Raw genomic sequence first — 1,541 nt, forward strand, 5'->3', positions numbered from 1 at the left:
CCTAATGAATTGTATTTCTTAAGTGATGTGTTTTTTAAAGTCAAATATGCCATAGGTCACTCTTTAATTCTCACGTACTTATGTGTGATGTTAGGATTAGGGGTCTTTCTGGATTGGATCTCAAAGATCTTCATTGAAGAAATCAAAGGGGTTAGTTTTTGATAGCCATAGTTACGAGTATCAAATTCAGGCATACGTTTAGAGATATAGTTGCCAATTTCACCCATGAATGACCAACCATCATCATCACTGTTTTCTTTGATGATCGATGTGATCATTTCAGTTAGATCATTCTTATTGGCTTTGACACCTTTATCGTCAATGGATTCAGGGGTGTAGTCTTTCAATAAGACTTCAAGATATTTAAACTTCTCACAGGCAGCTATAAAAGGCTGTGGCGTCTTCTTTTCACCCATACCCAATACATACTTCCCTGCTTCTCTTAAACGTGATGCTAAGCGTGTAAAGTCGCTGTCCGAAGATACGATACAAAAGCCATCGACATTACCTGAATATAAAATATCCATCGCATCGATGATCAAAGCAGAATCGGTTGAATTCTTGCCTTGGGTATAACCATATTGTTGAATCGGTGAAATACTATAATTCAGTAAGACATCTTTCCATTTCGCAAACTGGGGTTTAGTCCAATCTCCGTAGATTCTTTTATAAGTGGCAGTCCCATGATTCAACACTTCGTCAAAGACGACTCGTACATATTTCTCTGAGACATTGTCAGCATCGATTAAAACCGCGATTCTAAGTTCTTTTTCCATAAATTTCCTTTTTTCTTATTATACCATTTTAAGTACATCTTTTATGACTTCACTGGCAATCAGTAATCCTGCTGACCCAGGCACAAACACCATTGAGCCGATAATGACTTTTTCATAGGTCCCTTTTTCTTGAAGGGTAACTTGTGGAGCCTCGATCGAATAGACGACCTTAACACTTTTTAAACCCCTTGCTTTCGCAAGTGTTCTTAGTTTTTTTGCTAAAGGATCCATGTCCGTCTTATAAAGTTGACTGACTCGTAGATCAAGTGGATTCATTTTATTCCCTGTGCCACACGCCATGATCATCGGTACACCTGCTTTTTCACATTGCGCCATCAGAGAAATCTTAGAAGGAACACTGTCGATCGCATCGACCACATAATCAACGCCGTCTAGTGAAATATTACTGTCTTCATTATAGAAGATGGGATAAATGTTGATCTTAGCCTCAGGATTGATTGATAATAATCTTTCTTTCATGGATTCAACTTTTTTTGTACCCAAGGTTTGATGGGTTGCGATCAATTGACGATTGAGGTTGGTGATCTCTACATCATCGTGATCGACCAATGAAATCTGACCAATTCCACTTCTAATTAGGGCTTCACAAACAAAGCTGCCTACCCCACCCATCCCAAAAACCATCACATGGGTTGTGTGAAGTTTGTTGAATTGTTCATCGTTAAGTAAGAGTTGGATTCGTTTAAATTGATTCATCACTTGAAAGTTCCGCTATTATTATATACAATACCTACGTTAAAGGAC

2 protein-coding genes are annotated in these 1,541 nt (G+C 38.2%); both read right to left on the reverse strand.

Annotated elements, in window-relative coordinates; genetic code table 11:
* Positions 1 to 56: 56 nt before the first annotated feature.
* Entirely contained in the window at positions 57 to 776 is a 720-nt protein-coding gene (locus Q8O35_RS11805; protein ID WP_305573537.1) for an NYN domain-containing protein, read from the reverse strand.
* 18 nt (positions 777 to 794) lie between these two features.
* Complete coding sequence (locus Q8O35_RS11810) at positions 795 to 1,493, reverse strand: tRNA threonylcarbamoyladenosine dehydratase (RefSeq protein ID WP_305573539.1); 699 nt, start codon at positions 1,491 to 1,493, stop codon at positions 795 to 797.
* Positions 1,494 to 1,541: the final 48 nt, after the last annotated feature.

Origin of the sequence: Humidesulfovibrio sp. (genome assembly GCF_030689645.1) — a bacterium.
Classification (GTDB): domain Bacteria; phylum Desulfobacterota; class Desulfovibrionia; order Desulfovibrionales; family Desulfovibrionaceae; genus Humidesulfovibrio.